The organism is Ruegeria sp. CK2, from assembly GCF_056536585.1.
This window is the reverse complement of sequence record NZ_JBQFPW010000004.1, coordinates 53890-72720: the sequence shown is the minus strand read 5'-3', so window position 1 is coordinate 72720 and position 18831 is coordinate 53890. Positions and strand designations below refer to the sequence as shown.

Sequence of the window (18831 nt, the reverse complement as noted above, 5' to 3'; positions counted from 1 at the left end):
CCCACACCACGGCAAGTATTTGATTTTACTTGAAAAGGCGAGTTGGCGGAGTGGTGACGCAGCGGATTGCAAATCCGTGTACACCGGTTCGATTCCGGTACTCGCCTCCAAATCTACAATCTAACTCATTGTTTTTAAACAGCAATATTTTCTCAAGCCCCCTAGCACGAATTTTCCCGCAACAAATCCCGCAACATGGAGCAAAAATAACCCATTTTTTCCAGGCACATAACCTAGGTTTAGATTCCTCTGTCCCCGAGTAGCCAATCGACATTCGGCAGGCCGCTGAGCAATGCCCATGCCCCGATGTAGTCGCTGACCTGACCGGCGGTGACGAAGAGGCTGAGCGGTCGGCCCTGGCTGTCGCAGATAGCGTGCAGTTTGGTGTTCATGCCGCCTTTGGTCCGACCGATCAGGCGTCCACGCCCGCTTTTTGACCCCCAGATTGGAGGCTGTACGTTGTGCTTTGAGATATGTGGCGTCGATCATGACGCTCTTCTGTCCGCTGTGCTCGACAGCCAGACCCGCCATAATCCGGGCGAACACACCCTTGTCGCTCCATCGGTTGTACAAGGTCTTATTCGGACCGTACTCGGCAGGTGCATCTCACCAATGCAAGCCATTGCGATCGATGAAGATAATGCTACTCAGCACACGTTTGTCATCGACACGTGGCTTGCCGTGGGACTTAGGAAAGAAGGGCTCAAGACGCGCCATCTGCGGATCTTTCAGCCAGAAAAGATCAGACATGTTAACCGCTCGGTTTTCGAACCGTGAATCACGCTCCTAAGCGGAAATCAATGGGTCCTGACCGTAGTACGGTCGCCATTTCCCGCTATTGCCAGCTACGAAGCCGTCCCGGCATGCCGGTATCGAGATTTGCAGAACTGCATATCTGCCCAGATGCCCTGCTACATCTACTACGCGGGATATGCTTCACGGTATAGCGAAACTATGCCGGCGGCGGTATGAAAAGGGATGCCCCAAACAGGCGAATCCCGGTCTTGTTGTTAACCTAACTGTCGTGCAGGTTTTGAGATCTCATCAAAACGGCGGGGCGAAATCATGCATAACTGCATCTTTTCAACCTGCTCGGCGAATCTGGCGCAATCCAGTATTTGTGTCAGCGGCACAGTCAATGGAGCGGGTGTGGTTTTAGTGAAGAATGCTCAGCCGTCTTTAATAGCTGTCACAACGACTCTGCTTTGAGGGGGAAGGGATGTTCCTCTCTAAGGTCCGCTCTGAGCCCAAAGCGACCGTGCCAATCCCATCTAGATACCGCTTCCAATCGCCGTAAGCCGTAACCACAGTTCACTTCCGAGCTCTTGGTGAAAGTGCCTTCTCATTTCGACTGTTTCTTCGCCCAATTCGGAGTTGTTGATTGCAACGATTACGTCTTTCGCACTAATTCTGAGACTACCATTCTTATCGCCATCCAGCAGCGCGGCATCCATATTCGCCTGAAAGTCCACTCCAAACAGGCTGGGATCAACTCCAGTAACAGACACCATGTAGTTTCGATACCATAGGATCAGTGAACGTCTTTCATCATTGGTTAGTTGGTTCAAAACTGCATTAACTTCCGAGGCATTCGGCACGATTTTACTCCGCTGATGACAACTGCAATTGGACAACAATGATCGACTGGTGGCAACCAAGCAATGGCAGCTTGGTCCGCAAAGTGGACATTTGGATCACTCATTGGAATTGCTGCTAGGCAATCGGAATGCGTAGTTCCTGACCCGGAAAAATCACATTGGGATCATCAATAAGGTGTGCGTTGGCGCGCTGGATAACGGACACTTGGCCTGGATTACCGTAGTGCGCTGTTGAGATTGAACTCAGCGTGTCACCCGGCGCGACAGTGTAGTTCCGATAGCCAACATAGTCGGTCAGAATGCGTGGCCCGTAAAACACCGGAACATGGACAGTAGGGACCACACCTTCACCACCACCACTGTCGTCAGTCACCGTCACAAAAAGACGATCAAGCTGGAAATTAGGATTGGCCGGTATCTCTACTTTGGCTTGAAACTGTCGCAGTGCGATTGCTCCAGCTGAGGCCGCGCCGCTAAACTCGACGTGCCCTTCGCTGACAGAAATCGAAAGATGACCTTCGAAGCCAACAGCATTTCCTGCAATCATGATTGTGCTGCCGACAATATCAAAGGGTTTCGGCTGGAGAATCTCGATATTCATAATTGAGCTCCTTACAGTTAAATAGGAAACTCATACCCCAAATCGTCCCAGCGACCAAATCCGTCGGGTGATATCAGACACATCTTTTTGGGAACACGGACTTTCGAAGGTCAACAATCAGGAGCGGTGAGAGATGAATCCGAAAGTCAGCTCGGTCCAGAACCTCACGAGTGATAACGATAACCAAACCAAGCGGCGTCGAGAGATAGACAATATGGTTTTGTCAGTCGTGCGCACGGAGTTGGCCAATCGTCGAACGTTGCTGGCTTACGTGAAAACCGCGTTAGGCCTGGCTATCGCGGGGCTCGGTTTGCTGCATTTTTATGAAGCACAGTCGATGCAAGTCGGCATCGGGCTTTTGGCATTTCCGGTTTCGGGCTTGGTGTTAGTTTTAGGCGGCCTGGATTATCTGCGTACAAAGCGTTTGATTGAAGCGGAAAAGCGTGACTCGGGTGTTGCCTGACACGGCTTGCGATATCGTTGGAATGCATCACCTGACTACAGCGCGCCGACTCTCACGCTTCAACAATAAGGAGCGGTGGAAAACCCAGGGCTGGTGGTGCACCCTTAAGGCTCGCAACCAGATAAGAGGTCTCAGTATGCCCCAGTACAACGATATGTTCGAACTATCCGTCGAGGATATAGATATTATCGAAGACTCGCTTCGCCGCGCCTTGAATTCCCTGACCCATGAGCCGCCCAACGAAGATGATGTCGGAAAAGCTGAAAGGAAAGAGTATCGACACCGGATTAGCGACCTTCTTGGACGGCTTCACGACCAGAAAATTTTCTACCGGCCAAAAACCGGAGTCTATGTTGGCGGATAGTGCCCGTCCGTTGCCCCGCTCTGTTGAACCGCTACAAATCCTTTTACGCTGCAGTGGCGGCGTAGCGCCATGGGAGGAGTTCGTCGAGGCGTATGATCTTGTGGTCGACGATTTTGGCGAGGACCCAGGCAAGTCACGCCTGGAGATCGACGCTTTTGAGTTTGGCGGTCTCAATCAGGGTGAAGGTGATGGCCATTGCTTTGCAGCCACTTTCTGAGCCAGCGAACATCCAGTTTTTCCGGCCTATGGTCACGGGTTTGACGGCACGTTCGGTCGTGTTGTTATCCAACTCCAGGTGCCCGTTCTCGAGATAAGGTCGCGCTTTTGGTATCCTGCTAAGGGCGTAACGTATCGCTTGGGCCAATGGGGAGTCTCCAGAAATCTTGGGCAATTGTGCGCGTAGCCAAATCTCCAGATCATCGAAGACCTGTTTTGCGTGCGATTGCCGCGGCGCGATGCGATCGTCGGGCGGTTTGCCCCGCGCCTCTTACTCAAAGCCATAGAGCTCTGCGAGCCGACGGACGACCTCCTCCGCGATAGTATTGCCCTGGGATGCAAACACATCCACAAACTCGCGCCTTACATGCGCCATGCAGGCCATTTCATCGGCCATATCGTGACCTAACAAGCCGTTGAACCCGGAGTAGTCATCCGAGTGGATCCATCGCTTGTAGCCTGCAAGGTGGCTGACGGGATGCTCAACCTTGCGATCAATGGTAGACTGATACCAGTCACCGGGCGGTGTTTGGCCCGAGCATGGCCGCCCGTCGCGCGCATAGGTCCAGACCCGGGCCCTTTTGGTCTTCTTTTGCCCCGGTGTCTGCATCTTCACGGGCATATCGTCAGCAAAGAGCGCATCTCCACGCCGGACGATCCGCCCGATCTCATCGGCGAGGGGTTCAAGCAGTGCTGTTGACCGGCGAACCCAATCGGCCATTGCCGAGCGATCCAGATCAGTGCCCTCCCGGGCGTAAATCTGCGATTGCGGCTATAATGGAAGATGATCGACAGACTTTGAGACTAGCACATGAGCCAAGGGGCCTGGTCCTCGGCGCGCGTTCAGCCTCGTCGCTCTGATGTTTGGTGATAAGGGTTCAACTAGGCGTTGCAGTATGAACTATGCAGACAGTTCTGGCTTTACGTCGGCGAGCGGCGTCGGAGTCTGTAAGCATAGCGATCGCCGCGTTATTGACGTTATGCGGTGAGGTTTGCCGGAATACTGGGAATAAGGGTTGTTTATTGACAATAGTCACACTGACTTGCGCGTTGTGCAACACAAAGTGAGACACGCAAGCCAACCTCACCCCCCAATAATCATGGCTATTCAACGATTTAGGGAAGTGATACCGGGTCGGGCGCTCGCCTCCATCCACTTGATCCAAATCGGTTTTGCGCAAGCCATTGGCAAATCGTTTTGCCCAAGCAGGTGACAAAGTTAATCTGCGACGCGACCTTGTGGAACGACCGGGTAGCCGACTCTTTCTCTTCGTGGTCTTGCCTCTCAAACTGGGACCTCGGGGTGGTGAAATCCAAATCGGTCGCTGACAGCGCTTCGACGCCCGCGCTTTGGCGGGCCTCGAGCGATCATGACGCCCAGAGACGCTGGCAGGTCGCTTTTCATCCCCGGTTCCTCACCATACGCGTAACGCGCTTGACAAGCGGCCCACGCGTGCCGCATGTCCCTTTCGTTGGTGTCTGCGACAGCAGATGAAAAGGGAATGCGTCAACGGGTCTACCGCCAAACGCAGCCGCCCCCGCGACCGTGACCGGAGAGGGTGCCCAATGCCACTGGCCAATTGGCCGGGAAGGCGGGACATCCGGCAGAGCCTAGGCTCTGACATCCGCAAGCCGGGAGACCTGCCAGCACCCGAAGACCAGACCGGACGGGGTGTTCCGGTGTCGGGACCATAGCGAACAGCGTGGCCCGCATGAAACCCCGTCCCCCAATGAACCGATAAGGGGGATGAGAGACGTGACCGAGACCACACCAGTCGAACTACTGGTTTGCACAACTTGCCGACGTGGATTGCCCATCGAAGACGATGCGCAGCGCCCCGGCACCTTACTGCACAAGGCGCTAGAACAGGCAGAATTGCCCGACGGCGTGAAACTGAAGCCCGTGGAGTGCCTGTCGAACTGCAAGCAGGGCTGTTCGATCGTCCTGCGCGGCGGGCCAACCCGCTGGACTTTCGTCTATGAGAACCTGAACGAAGATGACGATGTCGACATCATCGTCGAAGGTGCCACTAGATACCTGGCGGCCGAAGATGGCCTGGTAAAATGGCGCGAGCGTCCTGAACACTTCCGCAAGAACTGTGCGGCCCGTATTCCCCCGATTGGAGCCCTGGAATGAGCAATCTCGAAAAACTCCCCGTCACTGTGATCACCGGCTTCCTGGGTTCGGGCAAAACGACGCTGGTCCGCTACCTGATGCAGAACCCGCAGGGTAAGCGTCTGGCGATTGTGGTCAACGAGTTTGGCGATGTGGGCGTAGACGGCGACATCCTGAAATCCTGTGCGATCCCGGATTGCCCGGCCGAGAACATCATGGAACTGGCCAATGGGTGCATCTGTTGCACTGTGGCCGATGATTTTATCCCGACCATCGAGGCGCTGATGGCGCTGGAACCGCGCCCAGATCATATTCTGATCGAAACCTCGGGTCTCGCCCTGCCGAAACCGTTGCTTAAGGCTTTCGACTGGCCAGATATCCGCTCGAAGATCACCGTGGATGGCGTAATTGCTCTGGCGGATGCCGAGGCCGTCGCCGCCGGTCGGTTTGCGCCGAACGTCGAGGCAGTCGACGCCCAGCGCATGGCCGATGAGTCCATTGACCATGAGACGCCGCTGTCCGAGGTGTTCGAGGATCAGATTTCCTGCGCTGACATCATCTTGCTGACCAAACCTGATCTGGCAGGTCCCGAAGGTGTGGCAAAGGCCAAAGAGATCATAGCGGCCGAGGCCCCACGGCCCCTGCCCGTTGTCGAGGTTGCGGAAGGTGCGGTGGATGTGCGCGTTGTGCTTGGGCTTGGGGCAGCTGCCGAGGATGACATGGACGCCCGTCCGTCACATCATGACGGCCATGATGATCACGAACATGATGATTTCGAAAGCGTCATCGTCGATCTTCCGGAACAGGCCGATCCTGCCGAACTGGTCGCCAATATCGAACGTCTTGCGAAGGAGCTGAATATCCTGCGGGTCAAAGGCTATGCGGCCGTTCAGGGCAAACCCATGCGTCTGCTGGTGCAGGCCGTCGGTGCCCGTGTGCGTCACCAGTACGACCGCCCGTGGGGGTCGGGTGAAGAGCGCCGCTCGCGTCTGGTGGTGATCGCCGAGCATGACGACATCAAAGAGGCTGAAATTCGCCATATCCTCGTGGGTGTGACCGAGGCTGCCGAATAAGCCATGCACGTCGTCTTCCGCGAAAGCCACGGGTTAGAGGAAACCGAGACCCCAACCGATCTGGGCCAAAGCCCGGCGGATCTGGTTGTGTTGTCCTTTTCCGACAGTGACCTTGGCGCTTTTGCGGCGGGCTGGCATCGCGGTGGCGGATCCGAGGGTCGGATGCCGACGCTGCGGCTTGCGAATCTGACGGCGTTAAAGCACCCACTTTCTGTTGACACATATGTGGAACAAACACTGGAAGGCGCCAAAGGCATCTTGGTCCGCCTGATTGGCGGCGTGCCTTACTGGTCCTATGGCCTACAGCAGGTTCTGTCACTGGCCCAAACCAAAGACATCGCACTGGCTGTGCTGCCAGCGGATGGACGTGAAGATACGCGGCTTGACGACTATTCGACCCTGCCCGTCTCGACCTTACGGCGATTGGCGCATCTGTGTGACAACGGGGGCGAAGTCGCGGCGCAGGCGGCACTGGCGCAGATGGCGTTGGCAGCAGGACTTTATGCCGGGCCTGTAATGGGGTCCAAGGCAATTCCCGAATGCGGTGCATGGTGCCCGGATCGTGGTGTGATGCCAGCCGAAGCCGCGTTTGCTGGCGATGCCCGGCGCGTGCTTGTCACGTTTTACCGCGCTTACCTGACCTCGGCGGATACCGCGCCGGTTGCTGCGCTGATCCGCAGTCTGCGTGGCCGGGGGTTGGAGGCCGTAGGGATGTTTGCCCCCTCCCTGAAGGCACCAGCTGCGGCAGATTGGTTGCGGGATCAGGTCGTCGCGCTGAACCCGTCAGCCATCATTAACGCCACCTCGTTCTCGGGCAAGGGCGCGTCGGGTACGTCACCGCTGGACGCTGCGGGCGTGCCCGTGTTTCAGGTCGCTCTGTCAACCGCGCGCCGCAAGGCGTGGGCCGAGGCAGAACGCGGCCTCTCTCCAGCCGATCTCGCCATGCATGTGGTTCTGCCCGAAGTGGACGGGCGGGTGTCAGCAGGCATCGCGTCGTTCAAGGAACCAGGAAAACGCGATCCGCATCTGGAGTATTCTCGTTTTGCCCACCGCGCCGATGCCGAACGGATTGAGGCGATTGTCGACCGGGTAACAGGTTGGCTGAACCTCAGCGAAAAACCTGTGGCCAAGCAAACGCCTACTCTGGTTCTTTCAACCTATCCCGGCAAGGACTGGCAAATGGCCCATGCTGTCGGGCTGGACGCACTGGCCTCTGCCGAGGCTATGTTGAGTGATTTGCAGGCGGAAGGCTACGACACTGGCCCGGCTGAGCCGATTGCCGAAACCTTGCTGAACGCCCGGATATCGTGGCCGTTAGAGAACTACCTGTCGGCACTTACGGACCTGCCCGAGCAGTTGCGATCAGATCTCGAAGCTGTCTGGGGCCAACCTGAGGACGACCCTGCCGTAGCTGATGGCACGTTCCACTTTAAGGCGCTTCGACGTGGAAAGGCATTCGTAGCATTGCAACCGGAGCGCGGCACACCCGAGCTGCGAGACGATGAATATCATGATCTGTCCCGGACTCCGCGCCACGGATACGTCGCCTTTTACCTGTGGCTGCGAAAGTGTCTTGGCACCGATGCTCTGATCCATATTGGCGCACATGGGACGCTGGAATGGCTGCCGGGTAAGTCCGTAGCCCTGTCCGCGACGTGTTGGCCCGAGGCACTGATCCGCGATCTGCCGGTGATCTACCCCTTTATCGTGAACGACCCCGGCGAGGCCGCACAGGCCAAACGCCGGATCGGAGCGGTCACGCTGGGGCACATCCCGCCACCGATGAAGGAAAGCGGCACGCCGGACCGGATGGTTCGTCTGGAATCGCTGTTGGATGAATTTTCGAACGCCGACGGGCTGGATCCAACGCGCCGCGACAGATTGCAGGAAGACATCCGCGACGAAGCGAAAGCCATCGGGTTGGAGAACGATCTCAGCCTCAACCAAGCCAGTTGCACCGCCGAGGCGATCACCCGCATCGATCGATTTGTCTGCGATATCAAAGAAAGCCAGTTCGGAGACGGGTTACATATCTATGGCCGCAAACCTGCCGTGTCAGCCAGCTTCGATACCGAACCGTCAGCCGACGCAGAACGCTCTGCGTTGCTGGATGCGCTGGCTGGAAAACGGATCGAGGCAGGCCCTTCCGGTTCACCTTACAGGGGACGGTCCGACGTGCTACCGACCGGGCGGAACCTATATACCACCGATCCGAGGTCGGTGCCGACCCGCGCGGCCTATACCCAAGGTGTGAAACTGGCCGAAGAACTGGTCCGCCGGCATCTGCAAGAAGAAGGCGACTACCCTAAAGGCCTGATCGTTGACCTGTGGGGGTCCGCCACTATGCGCACGGCTGGCGAAGAATTCGCCATGGCGCTGCACCTGCTGGGTGTAAAACCGGTCTGGGACGCAGGATCTGAGCGCGTTTCGGGCATCGAAGTCTTGCCGATCACCGATTTGGACCGCCCGAGGCTGGACGTAACCCTGCGCGTCTCTGGCCTGTTTCGCGACGTATTTCCGCCCCTGTCGGCCTTATACGGTCAGGCCGTGCGCGCCTTGTCGGACCGCGACGAATCCGCAGACTGGAACCCGTATGCCGGTCTCGCGCCCGCTGCGCGGGTCTATGGTCCGGCACCGGGCAGCTATGGCCTGAACATGACGCAGCTGTCCGAAACCTACACGGATGAGGCACGCATCCAAGCGGGCGAAGCGTGGCTGAACGCCAGCTCATACGCGTTGGAAGGCGAGCACATTGCGCAGGATCTTGACGGCATCACCCAACGCGTCACACAAGCAGACAGCTTTGTGCACCTGCAGGACCTGACCGAGACCGATCTGCTGTTGGCCAATGATTATGCCACGCATGAGGCTGGTTTTGCCGCCGCCAAGAAAGTCACCGGCGGCACCGCGCAGCTGTACCATCTGGACAATACCAACCCCGACACCCCCCGCGCCCGCACCTTGCCCGAAGAAATCAGCCGCGTCGTCTACGCCCGCGCGGCCAATCCCGGCTGGATCGCAGGCATGCAGCGGCATGGTTTCCGCGGGGCCGCCGAGATCGCGGCGACGCTGGATCACATGGCCTCGTTCGCGCATCTGTCCGGCACCGTCGCACCGTATCTATTCGACCTTTATCACGACGCGACCCTTGGTGACGCTGAGGTGGACGCCTTCCTGCATGACGCCAACCCGCAGGCGCATCAAGCCATGCAGGACAGATTTCGCGCATTGCTGGATGCCGGGTTGTGGGACACGCGCCGAAACTCGATCCGCGCCGACCTGGAGGGGATGCGATGAGCGCCCCCATCGTTCAGGGCTGGTGCCCCGGCGCCCATCGGCCAATGATGTCGGGCGACGGGCTGGTGGTGCGGGTCCGACCGCGACTGGCACGGTTGGACACACGTCAGGTACCGGGTCTGTGCGACCTTGCAGAGCGATTTGGGAACGGAACAATCGACCTGACCAACCGCTCGAACCTGCAACTGCGTGGCGTTGCGATCGATGATCATCAACTGTTGCTGACAGAGTTGGCACAACTGGATCTGCTGGATGCCGAACCGGGTATAGAAGTACGTCGCAATATTCTGGTCTCACCGCTTTACCGGTCAGGTGATCTGACCATGCGGTTGACGCAAGGCTTGATCGACCGGTTGGGAGAATTACCGTCCCTTCCCGCCAAGTTTGGTTTTGCCATAGATACCGGGCCCGAGCGTTTGCTGGCAGGTGATTCCGCGGACATTCGGCTGGAGTTAAACTCGGGTGATCTGATCTTGCGCGCCGATGGTGCCGAAACCGGTCGCCGTGTCGCCGAGGAAGAAGCCATCGACAAACTGATTGCATTGGCGGGTTGGTTTTCAAAGAACTCATCGACGGACGCACGGCGCATGGCGCGTTTGGTCGCCTCTCAAAACCTGCCGCAGGATTGGCAAGGCAACGAGCCAGGACCTGTGGGAGCTGCCCTACGCCTCGGCGCCTGTGATCAAGGCGTGGTGTACGGTGCGGCGTTCGGCCAGTTGCACGCCGCCAGCCTGCGCAGTCTGTTTGACAACACGGGCGCATCTGCCCTGCGTGTCACCCCGTGGCGGTTGATCCTGTTGGAAGGCGGGGCGGCGATATCCGCCCAGGACTTTGTAACAGACGGCACCGACCCGCTGATGACCACCGACGCCTGCCCCGGGGCACCGTTCTGCCCGCAGGCTCAGGTGGAAACGCGCGATATCGCCCGTGCCCTGGCACCGCGCGTGGGTGGCAGCCTGCACGTTTCAGGTTGCGCAAAGGGCTGCGCCCGCATGGGGCCCGCGGATGTCACTTTGGTAGGCAACGCAGGGCGATTTAATCTTGTCAAACGGGGTCGCGCAGGGGATGAGCCCTGCCAAAGCGGGCTTGACGCAAACACACTTATGACCATGGACCTGATCTGATGCCTTATGAATATGAAACCGATGGCGCGGCGATCTACAAACGAAGCTTTGCAACGATCCGGTCCGAGGCCAATCTTGCCCGGTTTGACACTGATGAAGAACAGGTCGCCGTGCGCATGATCCACGCTGCCGGGATGGTCGGGCTGGAGGAGTTTGTGCATTTCTCGCCTGATTTTGTGCACGTGGCCCGTGCCGCTTTGGAAAAAGGAGCGCCTATCCTGTGCGACGCACGCATGGTCAGCGAAGGTGTAACCCGGTTCCGCCTGCCCGCAGACAATGAGGTGATCTGCACCTTGCATGACGAACGCGTACGCCCGCTAGCCGCTGAGATGAGCAACACTCGCTCAGCCGCCGCGCTGGAGCTATGGCGTCCAGACTTGGACGGCGCTGTGGTGGCAATCGGAAACGCACCCACCGCGTTGTTCCACCTGCTGAACATGCTGGAAGATCCCGACTGCCCCCGCCCTGCAGCCATTATCGGTTGCCCTGTCGGGTTTGTCGGCGCAGTGGAATCGAAAGATGCGCTGTGGGAGGCACAGCCTGTTCCGTCCTGCATCGTCAAAGGTCGCTTGGGCGGCAGCGCCATCACAGTCGCCGCGATCAACGCAATCGCGAGCCGCAAAGAATGAGTGCTGGTAAGATATACGGTGTGGGCCTCGGCCCCGGTGACCCGGACCTGATGAGTGTGCGGGCAGACCGGCTGTTGCGAAACGCCCGTCACGTCGCATTCTTCCGCAAACCTGGCCGCAGTGGTCAGGCGCGCAAAATCGTAAACGGCATGATCCCTGAGGACGCCATCGAATTCCCGATGGAATACCCTGTGACAACCGAAATCCCGCTCAGCGATCCACGCTACAACGAGTTGCTGTCCGCATTCTATAAAGATTGCGCGGCACGTCTCAAAGCTTTGTCGGATCAGGGCGAAGATGTGATTGTTCTTTGTGAGGGTGATCCATTTTTCTACGGATCTTTCATGCATCTTTACAATCGATTGCGCGGTGACGTTAATGTAGATGTTGTACCCGCCATCACCGGTATGTCAGGCGCCTGGACCGCTACGGGTGATCCGATCACCTGGGGGGATGATGTCCTGACCATTCTGATGGGCACCCTTCCCGAGGAAGATCTGGCGCAACGGATGGCGCAAACAGATGCTTTGGTGGTCATGAAAATTGGGCGCAATATCAACAAGGTGAAACGGGCGCTGCAGAAGGCTGGCGTTTATGAGCGTGCGTGGATCGTAGAGTATGCGCAGATGCCGAACCAGACAGTGACGAAGCTGTCTGAGGCTTGCGATAAGATAACCCCATATTTTTCGATCATAATTGTGCACGGCCAGGGACGGCGACCATGACGGGATGGATCAAGATTGCAGGCCTCGGCCCCGGCAATGACGAACTGGTGACACCCGAAGTCACCGCCGCGCTGGCCGACGCGACGGATATCGTTGGTTACATCCCCTATGTTGCACGGGTCGCCGAGCGCGAGGGGCTTACCCTGCATGCCAGTGATAACCGGGTTGAAATCGACCGGTCCCAACACGCCCTGCAAATGGCCGCAGACGGAAGGCGCGTTGTCGTCGTAAGCTCAGGCGATCCCGGCGTGTTTGCCATGGCGGCGGCTGTGTTTGAAGCGCTGGAAAACGGCCCGGACACGTGGCGCAACATTCCAATCGATGTATTGCCCGGGATCACCGCAATGCTCGCTGCCTCGGCCCGCGCCGGTGCACCCTTGGGGCACGATTTTTGCACCATCAACCTCAGTGACAATCTCAAACCCTGGCCCTTGATCGAGAAGCGGTTGCGCCTGGCCGCTCAGGCGGATTTCGCAATGGCGTTTTATAATCCTCGCTCGAAGTCTCGCCCGGAAGGCTTTGTTAAAACGCTAGAAATCCTGCACGAGGAATGCGAGCCCGAACGACTGATCCTGTTTGCACGGGCAGTTTCACGCCCGGACGAGGCGATCCGCATTTCAACTCTGGCCGAGGCGACGCCGGACATGGCAGATATGCAGACAGTGGTGATTGTAGGATCGTCGCTGACACGAGTAATTGAGCGGTCCGGGACTCCAATTGTCTACACCCCGAGGTTCACACCGGAATGATCCAGCCAGTCCAACACCTGCGCGACGCTCGACAGTTCTGTCCGCAGTGGCAATGCTGGGCGATCAATCATGACGACAGGTATACCCAACGCGCGCGCGGCATCCAATTTGGCGCGCGCACCCTTGCCACCCGCATTCTTGGACACCACCACTTGGGTGCCGTGGCGCTCCATCAATGCGCGATCACCTTCAAGCGTGAACGGCCCACGCGCCACAACCACGTCCGCGTTCGGCAATGGCAATGCTTCGGGCTCATCCACCAGGCGCAACAAATAGCGGTGCTGAGGTTGGTCTGCGAAATCATCAAGGTGCATTCGTCCAATGGCCAGAAAGACCCGCTGCGTCGGACCAGCCAATGCGTCAACAGCGGCCGTGACATCGGGAACTCGTTGCCAGCGATCCCCGTCCTGGTGTGCCCACGCTGGTCGGGTCAGCGCAGCCAAGCGAACACCCGTAGAAACACATGCGTCAATCGCATTTCGGCTCATTTGTGCCGAGAAGGGATGTGTCGCATCAATCACATGGGTGATCCCGTGATCCTGAATGTAACGCGCCAGTCCTTCGGCCCCACCAAACCCACCAACCCGCACCGGCAAAGGTTGCGACCGCGGCGTGTCGACGCGTCCGGCATAAGAATAGGTCGCGGAAACGCCAAGGTCAGATATGCTGCGGGCCAACGCATTGGCCTCGGTCGTGCCGCCAAGGATCAGGAGGTTGGGCATGCATAAAGCTCCGTGGCTGACCATTCTGGGGTTGGGCGAAGATGGACTGGATGGCCTGTCACCGGCAAGCCGTCAAGTGCTGGACCGGGCCGAAATCATCATGGGGCCGCCGCGGCATCTGTCGCTGATTCCTGAAACCGGCGCAAAACGTGTTGAATGGCCGGTTCCATTTGCTGATGGTTTGCCAATCCTGAGCAAATTGCGGGGGCGGCCGACAGTCGTTCTGGCCTCGGGTGATCCGTTCTGGTTTGGCGCAGGATCGGTTATCGCGCGAAGTTTCGATGCCGGAGAGTGGGTCTCGATCCCCGGGCAATCCACATTTTCACTGGCCGCAGCGCGGCTGGGTTGGCCGCTGGAAACCACGCTGACCTTTGGCCTGCACGCCGCCCCGCTGACGCGGCTGCGCCCTCACTTGTCATCAGGGCTGCGAACAATCCTGCTGCTGCGCAACGGGCAAGCGGTGGCGGAACTGGCGACCTATCTGACAGAAACCGGATTTGCCGACACAACACTGCACGTCATGGAGGCGCTTGGCGGACCGCGCGAACGGGCGCGCAGCATGTCGCTGACCCAAGCACTGCTTGAGACGTTTGAGCATCCGGTCTGCGTCGGTCTTGATGTTGCGGGGGATGGCCGGGCTCTGCCAAAAGTTGCAGGTAAACCGGACGACATATTCGAAACGGATGGGCAGATTACCAAGCGCCCTATTCGCGCGCTGACGCTGTCAGCGTTGGCCCCGCGACGGAGCGAACATCTTTGGGATATTGGAGGCGGCACCGGGTCGATCAGCATCGAATGGTTGATGTGCGATCCGACGCTGACCGCCACCTCGATTGAACCGTTGGAAGATCGGGCCAGCCGTATTCGCCGCAATGCCGACAGCTTGGGGCAGGATCGATTGGACGTTGTTCATGGAACCGCCCCTGACGCCCTGAGCGGTTTGACCCTGCCAGATGTTGTCTTTGTCGGTGGTGGGCTCAGCACTGAGTTGCTGGACTGGCTTCGCGCGAACCTGCGCGCGGGCACCCGTCTGGTCGCAAACGCCGTTACGTTGGAAAGCGAAGCGCTACTGGCGGCGTGGCAGGAAAAACTGGGTGGGGACCTGCTGCGTATCGAACTGGCGCAAGCTGGTGCGTTGGGCCCGCGGCGCGGTTGGAAGTCTGCCTACCCGGTGGTGCAGTGGAGCGTGACTCTATGATCGTTGCAGGGCTTGGGTTTTCTTCGACCGCCACGGCGGACAGCCTAAGGGCAGCCTTTGACAAGGCATGTTGTGGACATACCGTGGACGCGCTGGCCACGGTTTTGGACAAGACAGGCCATGCCGCTTTGGCGGAGTTTGTTGCGACAACCGCCCTGCCCCTGCATTTCGTCGCGCCTGAAGATTTGGCTGCGCAACGCACCCTCACCTGTTCGCCTCGCAGCGGTGCCGCATACGGCACCGGCAGCGTCGCCGAAGCATCCGCCATTGCCGCCGCCGGATCTGGCGCACGGCTACTTTCACCCAGACAGATTTCAGACGACCGGCTTGCGACCTGCGCCGTCGCCATCGGAGGACAAACATGACCGTTCATTTCATCGGTGCCGGACCCGGCGCCGCCGACCTGCTGACCTTGCGCGGGCGCGACCTTATCGCGTCCTGCCCGGTGTGTCTGTATGCCGGGTCGCTGGTGCCAGAGGAAATTCTGGGCCACTGCCCAGAAGGCGCAAGGGTCGTGAACACGGCACCAATGGATCTGGATCAGATTATGGCAGAAATCCAGACCGCCCATACGGCCGGACAGGACGTGGCCCGTTTGCATTCAGGCGACCTGTCAGTCTGGTCCGCAATGGGCGAACAAATCCGGCGTTTGAAAGAGATGGGTATTCCGGTCAGCGTCACGCCTGGCGTGCCCTCCTTTGCCGCAGCAGCGGCGACATTGGGGACTGAGCTCACGCTGCCGGGACTGGCGCAATCGGTGGTTTTGACCCGCACGCCTGGACGGGCCTCTTCGATGCCCCAAGGCGAAACGCTGGTGAACTTTGCCAAAACGGGCGCGACCCTGGCCATTCATCTCTCGATTGGGAATCTGGACAAGGTCATTGACGACCTGTCCCCAGCCTATGGCTCGGACTGCCCAGTGGCGGTTGTCTACCGCGCAAGCTGGCCGGATGAGCGTGTCATTCGCGCGACCTTGGGCACAATGAAAGAAGCCTTGGGCGACAGCATCTCGCGCACGGCATTGATTTTGGTTGGCCCTGCACTGGCTGGTGAAGGGTTCGACGAAAGCTGTTTGTATTCGCGAACCTATGATCGCCGCTATCGCCCGCAAAGCGCTGAAAGCCCTTGGTCAAGCTGGAGCCACGGAGATGACTAACCCCCCCGGTGTTTTGATTTCAGCCCCATCCTCGGGCACTGGCAAGACAACCGTGATGCTGGGCCTGTTGCGGGCGTTGGCAGATGACGGCTTAACCGTTCAACCCTTCAAAAGCGGACCGGATTACATCGACCCGGCCTTTCACCGGGCAGCTGCGGGTCGCGCCTCGTTCAATCTGGACAGCTGGGCGATGGGAGAGCCTTTGCTGAACGCGATTTCGGCACAGGCAGAAGGCGCGGATATTGTGGTGGCCGAAGGGTCAATGGGCTTGTTCGATGGCGTCGCAAAACCCGGAGAGCTGGGGCATGGAACCAGCGCAGAAACCGCCCTGCGCATGGGATGGCCCGTCGTTCTGGTTCTGGACGTGGGTGGACAGGCGCAATCGGCAGCAGCCACTGCTTTGGGATTTCGGATGTACAACCCCGACCTGCCCTTTGCCGGTGTCATCCTGAACCGGTGCGCCAGCCCCAGACATGAACGCCTGACCCGATTGGGCATGGAGCGCGCGGGGCTGCCCGTTTTGGGGGTCCTGCCACGTCGGGGCGATCTGACCCTGCCAGAGCGGCATCTGGGTCTTATCCAAGCTGTTGAGCATCCCGATCTAGAAAGCGCCATCACCGGATACGCTGCGTTTCTGCGTGAACATGTGGATCTTGAGGCGATCAAACGTGCGGCTTCCTCGGGCCCCTACGGGCCGTCGTCAGCCGCGCTGCCGCGGCCTCCAGCCCAGCGGATTGCATTGGCGCAGGATGCCGCGTTTTCATTCACCTACCCGCATCTGCTGGAAGGCTGGCGCGTTGCCGGGGCAGAGGTTTTGCCGTTTTCCCCGTTGGCCAATGAAGCCCCAGCAAAAGATGCCGACATCGTGTGGTTGCCGGGCGGGTATCCCGAGTTGCATGCAGGCAAGTTGGCCGCTGCCGAGACATTCCTGGCAGGGCTACGCAAACACGCCGAAACCAAACCTGTCCATGGTGAATGCGGTGGCTATATGGCGTTGGGCGAAGGTTTGATTGACAAGGAAGGCATGCGCCACAAGATGGCCGGTCTGCTGGGCCTTGTGACATCTTATGAAAAGCGCAAATTCAACTTGGGCTACCGCAAAGCTGAATTGCTGGCGCCCATGCCCGGGCTTACTGCTGGCACAGCCCTACGCGGGCACGAGTTTCACTATTCTTCAATTGTGGACCAGCCAGACGCCCCTCTGGCCCGGGTCTTCGACGCCGAGGGCGCTGAAGGGCCACAAACCGGGTCCGTTCGAGGCAATGTGACGGGCACGTTCTTCCACCTGATTGCAGAGGCCTCGGCATGAGCGGATTTGTCTCGTTCATCGGCTCTGGCCCCGGTGACCCGGAGTTGTTGACCCTGAAAGCCGTCGATCGGATGCAAAACGCCGACGCGGTGCTGTTTGATGATCTGAGCAGTGGCCCGATTCTGACCCATGCGCGTGATGATGCGGATCTGGTGGGCGTCGGCAAACGCGCAGGCCGCCCTTCACCAAAACAGAACCATGTCAGCCGGTTGTTGGTTGAGTATGCCGAAACTGGCGCCCGGGTTGTTCGGTTGAAATCCGGTGACGGCGGGTTGTTCGGGCGGTTGGAGGAAGAACTCGTGGCCCTGCGCGAGGCTGGGATCGACTACGAGATCATACCGGGTATTCCGTCCGCCATCGCAGCGGCGGCGGCCGCGGGTATTCCTTTGACCCGGCGTCTGACCGCGCGGCGGGTCCAATTTGTTACGGGCCATGATGTCAGCGGCAAACTGCCGGAGGATCTGAACCTGCCCGCGCTGGCAGATGCATACGCCACAACCGTTGTCTTCATGGGCAAACGGACATTTCCACTGCTGGTCGAGGCGTTGCACGCGCATGGCCTGCCTCTGGACACGCCCGCGCTCATGGCCGAATCCGTGTCGACCCCTGATCAAGTGCTGCATCGATCGACCATCGGGGCTTTGTCGGACAGGCTGCAATCCGAGATCGGAACCGCTCCGGCGCTGATCTTGTATGGCCCGTTGGCGGAGTTCGACGATGTATGAATTGAATCTGGTTGGCATCGGTACCGGCAATCCGGACCATGTCACCTTTCAGGGTGCAGAAGCCATCCGCGCAGCGGACTTGATCTTGATTCCGCGCAAGGGCGAGAACAAAGCCGATCTGGCCGGAATACGCGAGCAGATCATTGCGCAAGTGACGGACACCCAACCGACGATTGCTTATTTCGACATTCCCAAAAGACGCGGTGATGACGGTTATCTGCAGGGTGTCGATGACTGGCATGATGCCATCGCGCTACGGTGGCAGGACGCAATCGACTCGCACCCAAACGCGCGCAATGTTGCGTTGCTGATTTGGGGGGATCCTTCGCTTTATGACAGCTCTCTTCGAATCGCCGCGCGGTTGGAGCCCAAACCCGTCAAACGCGTGATCCCGGGCATTACCGCTCTGCAGGCATTAACCGCAGCGCACGGAATTCCAATAAACGACATCGGCGCGCCCTATGTCGTTACGACCGGCCGCCGCCTGCGTGACGAAGGCTGGCCCGAAGCCGTATCAACAATCGCGGTCATGCTGGATGGGGAATGTTCGTTTCAAAGCCTTGCAATGGCAGATTATGACATCTGGTGGGGCGCTTATGTGGGTATGACAGAAGAAATCTTGATCCATGGACCGTTGGATGAAGTGGCCGAAGACATCCTTGCAACCCGCGCACAAGCCAGGGCTGATCATGGCTGGATCATGGATATCTATATCCTGAAAAAACGCGCTGTGTGACACGAAACGTCGCAAATGGCGATTGCGTCG

General features: G+C 58.8%; 19 protein-coding genes, 1 tRNA gene, 2 pseudogenes and 1 riboswitch. Of the genes and pseudogenes, 17 read left to right on the top strand and 5 right to left on the bottom strand.

Annotated elements, in window-relative coordinates:
• Positions 1-36: 36 nt before the first annotated feature.
• Positions 37-110 (top strand) — tRNA-Cys (locus tag ACR0BU_RS08025).
• 135 nt (positions 111-245) lie between these two features.
• Here the strand turns inward: ACR0BU_RS08025 and ACR0BU_RS08020 are convergent.
• The 3 genes and pseudogenes from ACR0BU_RS08020 to ACR0BU_RS08010 all read right to left on the bottom strand — a co-directional run.
• Positions 246-750, bottom strand: a pseudogene (locus ACR0BU_RS08020) (IS5 family transposase); the annotation flags it as partial.
• A gap of 521 nt (positions 751-1271) precedes the next feature.
• The gene (locus ACR0BU_RS08015; RefSeq protein ID WP_480736745.1) at positions 1272-1598 is read right to left on the bottom strand and encodes a hypothetical protein; all 327 of its coding nucleotides are present in this window, start codon (positions 1596-1598) and stop codon (positions 1272-1274) included.
• Positions 1599-1713: 115 nt separating this feature from the next.
• Positions 1714-2199 (bottom strand): LysM peptidoglycan-binding domain-containing protein, encoded by a 486-nt coding sequence (locus ACR0BU_RS08010; RefSeq protein ID WP_298936728.1) that lies wholly within the window; start codon positions 2197-2199, stop codon positions 1714-1716.
• 133 nt (positions 2200-2332) lie between these two features.
• Between ACR0BU_RS08010 and ACR0BU_RS08005 the strand changes: the two genes are divergently transcribed.
• The 3 genes from ACR0BU_RS08005 to ACR0BU_RS07995 all read left to right on the top strand — a co-directional run bounded on the left by ACR0BU_RS08005 (position 2333) and on the right by ACR0BU_RS07995 (position 3243).
• Positions 2333-2662 carry a DUF202 domain-containing protein gene (locus tag ACR0BU_RS08005; protein ID WP_298936729.1) on the top strand — a complete coding sequence of 110 codons (330 nt, stop codon included), beginning with the start codon at positions 2333-2335 and terminating at the stop codon, positions 2660-2662.
• A 136-nt stretch (positions 2663-2798) separates the two neighbouring features.
• On the top strand, positions 2799-3026 hold the full coding sequence (locus ACR0BU_RS08000; protein ID WP_298936730.1) for a hypothetical protein: 228 nt from the start codon (positions 2799-2801) through the stop codon (positions 3024-3026).
• Complete coding sequence (locus ACR0BU_RS07995) at positions 3016-3243, top strand: hypothetical protein (RefSeq protein ID WP_298936798.1); 228 nt, start codon at positions 3016-3018, stop codon at positions 3241-3243. Before ACR0BU_RS08000 ends, ACR0BU_RS07995 begins: the two co-directional genes overlap by 11 nt.
• Here the strand turns inward: ACR0BU_RS07995 and tnpC are convergent.
• Positions 3160-3963 (bottom strand): annotated as a pseudogene (gene tnpC / locus ACR0BU_RS07990) (IS66 family transposase). The gene ACR0BU_RS07995 and the pseudogene tnpC sit on opposite strands and share 84 nt — an antisense overlap.
• Before the next feature lie 735 nt (positions 3964-4698).
• Positions 4699-4905: riboswitch (cobalamin riboswitch) on the top strand.
• A gap of 84 nt (positions 4906-4989) precedes the next feature.
• Here tnpC and ACR0BU_RS07985 point away from each other — a divergent pair.
• From ACR0BU_RS07985 to cobJ, 7 genes are read left to right on the top strand one after another with little or no spacing between them, the layout of a single operon-like run.
• Positions 4990-5379 (top strand): DUF1636 family protein, encoded by a 390-nt coding sequence (locus ACR0BU_RS07985; RefSeq protein ID WP_480736744.1) that lies wholly within the window; start codon positions 4990-4992, stop codon positions 5377-5379.
• The gene (cobW, locus tag ACR0BU_RS07980; protein WP_480736743.1) at positions 5376-6431 is read left to right on the top strand and encodes a cobalamin biosynthesis protein CobW; all 1056 of its coding nucleotides are present in this window, start codon (positions 5376-5378) and stop codon (positions 6429-6431) included. Before ACR0BU_RS07985 ends, cobW begins: the two co-directional genes overlap by 4 nt.
• A gap of 3 nt (positions 6432-6434) precedes the next feature.
• On the top strand, positions 6435-9728 hold the full coding sequence (gene cobN, locus ACR0BU_RS07975; RefSeq protein ID WP_480736742.1) for a cobaltochelatase subunit CobN: 3294 nt from the start codon (positions 6435-6437) through the stop codon (positions 9726-9728).
• On the top strand, positions 9725-10852 hold the full coding sequence (gene cobG, locus ACR0BU_RS07970) for a precorrin-3B synthase (RefSeq protein WP_480736741.1): 1128 nt from the start codon (positions 9725-9727) through the stop codon (positions 10850-10852). The genes cobN and cobG overlap by 4 nt, the downstream gene beginning before the upstream one ends.
• Complete coding sequence (locus tag ACR0BU_RS07965; RefSeq protein WP_480736740.1) at positions 10852-11481, top strand: precorrin-8X methylmutase; 630 nt, start codon at positions 10852-10854, stop codon at positions 11479-11481. The genes cobG and ACR0BU_RS07965 overlap by 1 nt, the downstream gene beginning before the upstream one ends.
• Positions 11478-12206, top strand: a complete 729-nt coding sequence (locus ACR0BU_RS07960; protein ID WP_480736738.1) for a precorrin-2 C(20)-methyltransferase — start codon at positions 11478-11480, stop codon at positions 12204-12206. Before ACR0BU_RS07965 ends, ACR0BU_RS07960 begins: the two co-directional genes overlap by 4 nt.
• Complete coding sequence (gene cobJ, locus ACR0BU_RS07955; protein WP_300072348.1) at positions 12203-12955, top strand: precorrin-3B C(17)-methyltransferase; 753 nt, start codon at positions 12203-12205, stop codon at positions 12953-12955. Before ACR0BU_RS07960 ends, cobJ begins: the two co-directional genes overlap by 4 nt.
• Here the strand turns inward: cobJ and ACR0BU_RS07950 are convergent.
• Complete coding sequence (locus ACR0BU_RS07950) at positions 12928-13677, bottom strand: cobalt-precorrin-6A reductase (RefSeq protein WP_480736737.1); 750 nt, start codon at positions 13675-13677, stop codon at positions 12928-12930. The two genes, cobJ and ACR0BU_RS07950, sit on opposite strands and share 28 nt — an antisense overlap.
• On the opposite strand from ACR0BU_RS07950, the gene cbiE reads away from it, so the two are divergent.
• Genes cbiE through cobF form a run of 6 tightly spaced genes read left to right on the top strand, consistent with a single transcriptional unit; the run spans position 13676 to position 18801 of the window.
• Positions 13676-14875: a precorrin-6y C5,15-methyltransferase (decarboxylating) subunit CbiE gene (gene cbiE / locus ACR0BU_RS07945; protein ID WP_300072352.1), complete on the top strand. Its 1200-nt coding sequence runs from the start codon at positions 13676-13678 to the stop codon at positions 14873-14875. The genes ACR0BU_RS07950 and cbiE overlap by 2 nt on opposite strands.
• Complete coding sequence (locus ACR0BU_RS07940) at positions 14872-15240, top strand: cobalamin biosynthesis protein (RefSeq protein ID WP_300072354.1); 369 nt, start codon at positions 14872-14874, stop codon at positions 15238-15240. Before cbiE ends, ACR0BU_RS07940 begins: the two co-directional genes overlap by 4 nt.
• Positions 15237-16031, top strand: a complete 795-nt coding sequence (gene cobM, locus ACR0BU_RS07935) for a precorrin-4 C(11)-methyltransferase (RefSeq protein WP_480736736.1) — start codon at positions 15237-15239, stop codon at positions 16029-16031. The genes ACR0BU_RS07940 and cobM overlap by 4 nt, the downstream gene beginning before the upstream one ends.
• The gene (locus ACR0BU_RS07930; RefSeq protein ID WP_480736735.1) at positions 16024-17340 is read left to right on the top strand and encodes a cobyrinic acid a,c-diamide synthase CobB; all 1317 of its coding nucleotides are present in this window, start codon (positions 16024-16026) and stop codon (positions 17338-17340) included. The genes cobM and ACR0BU_RS07930 overlap by 8 nt, the downstream gene beginning before the upstream one ends.
• Positions 17337-18065, top strand: a complete 729-nt coding sequence (cobA, locus tag ACR0BU_RS07925) for a uroporphyrinogen-III C-methyltransferase (protein ID WP_298936743.1) — start codon at positions 17337-17339, stop codon at positions 18063-18065. The genes ACR0BU_RS07930 and cobA overlap by 4 nt, the downstream gene beginning before the upstream one ends.
• On the top strand, positions 18058-18801 hold the full coding sequence (gene cobF / locus ACR0BU_RS07920) for a precorrin-6A synthase (deacetylating) (protein ID WP_480736734.1): 744 nt from the start codon (positions 18058-18060) through the stop codon (positions 18799-18801). Before cobA ends, cobF begins: the two co-directional genes overlap by 8 nt.
• The last annotated feature ends 30 nt before the right edge of the window (positions 18802-18831 follow it).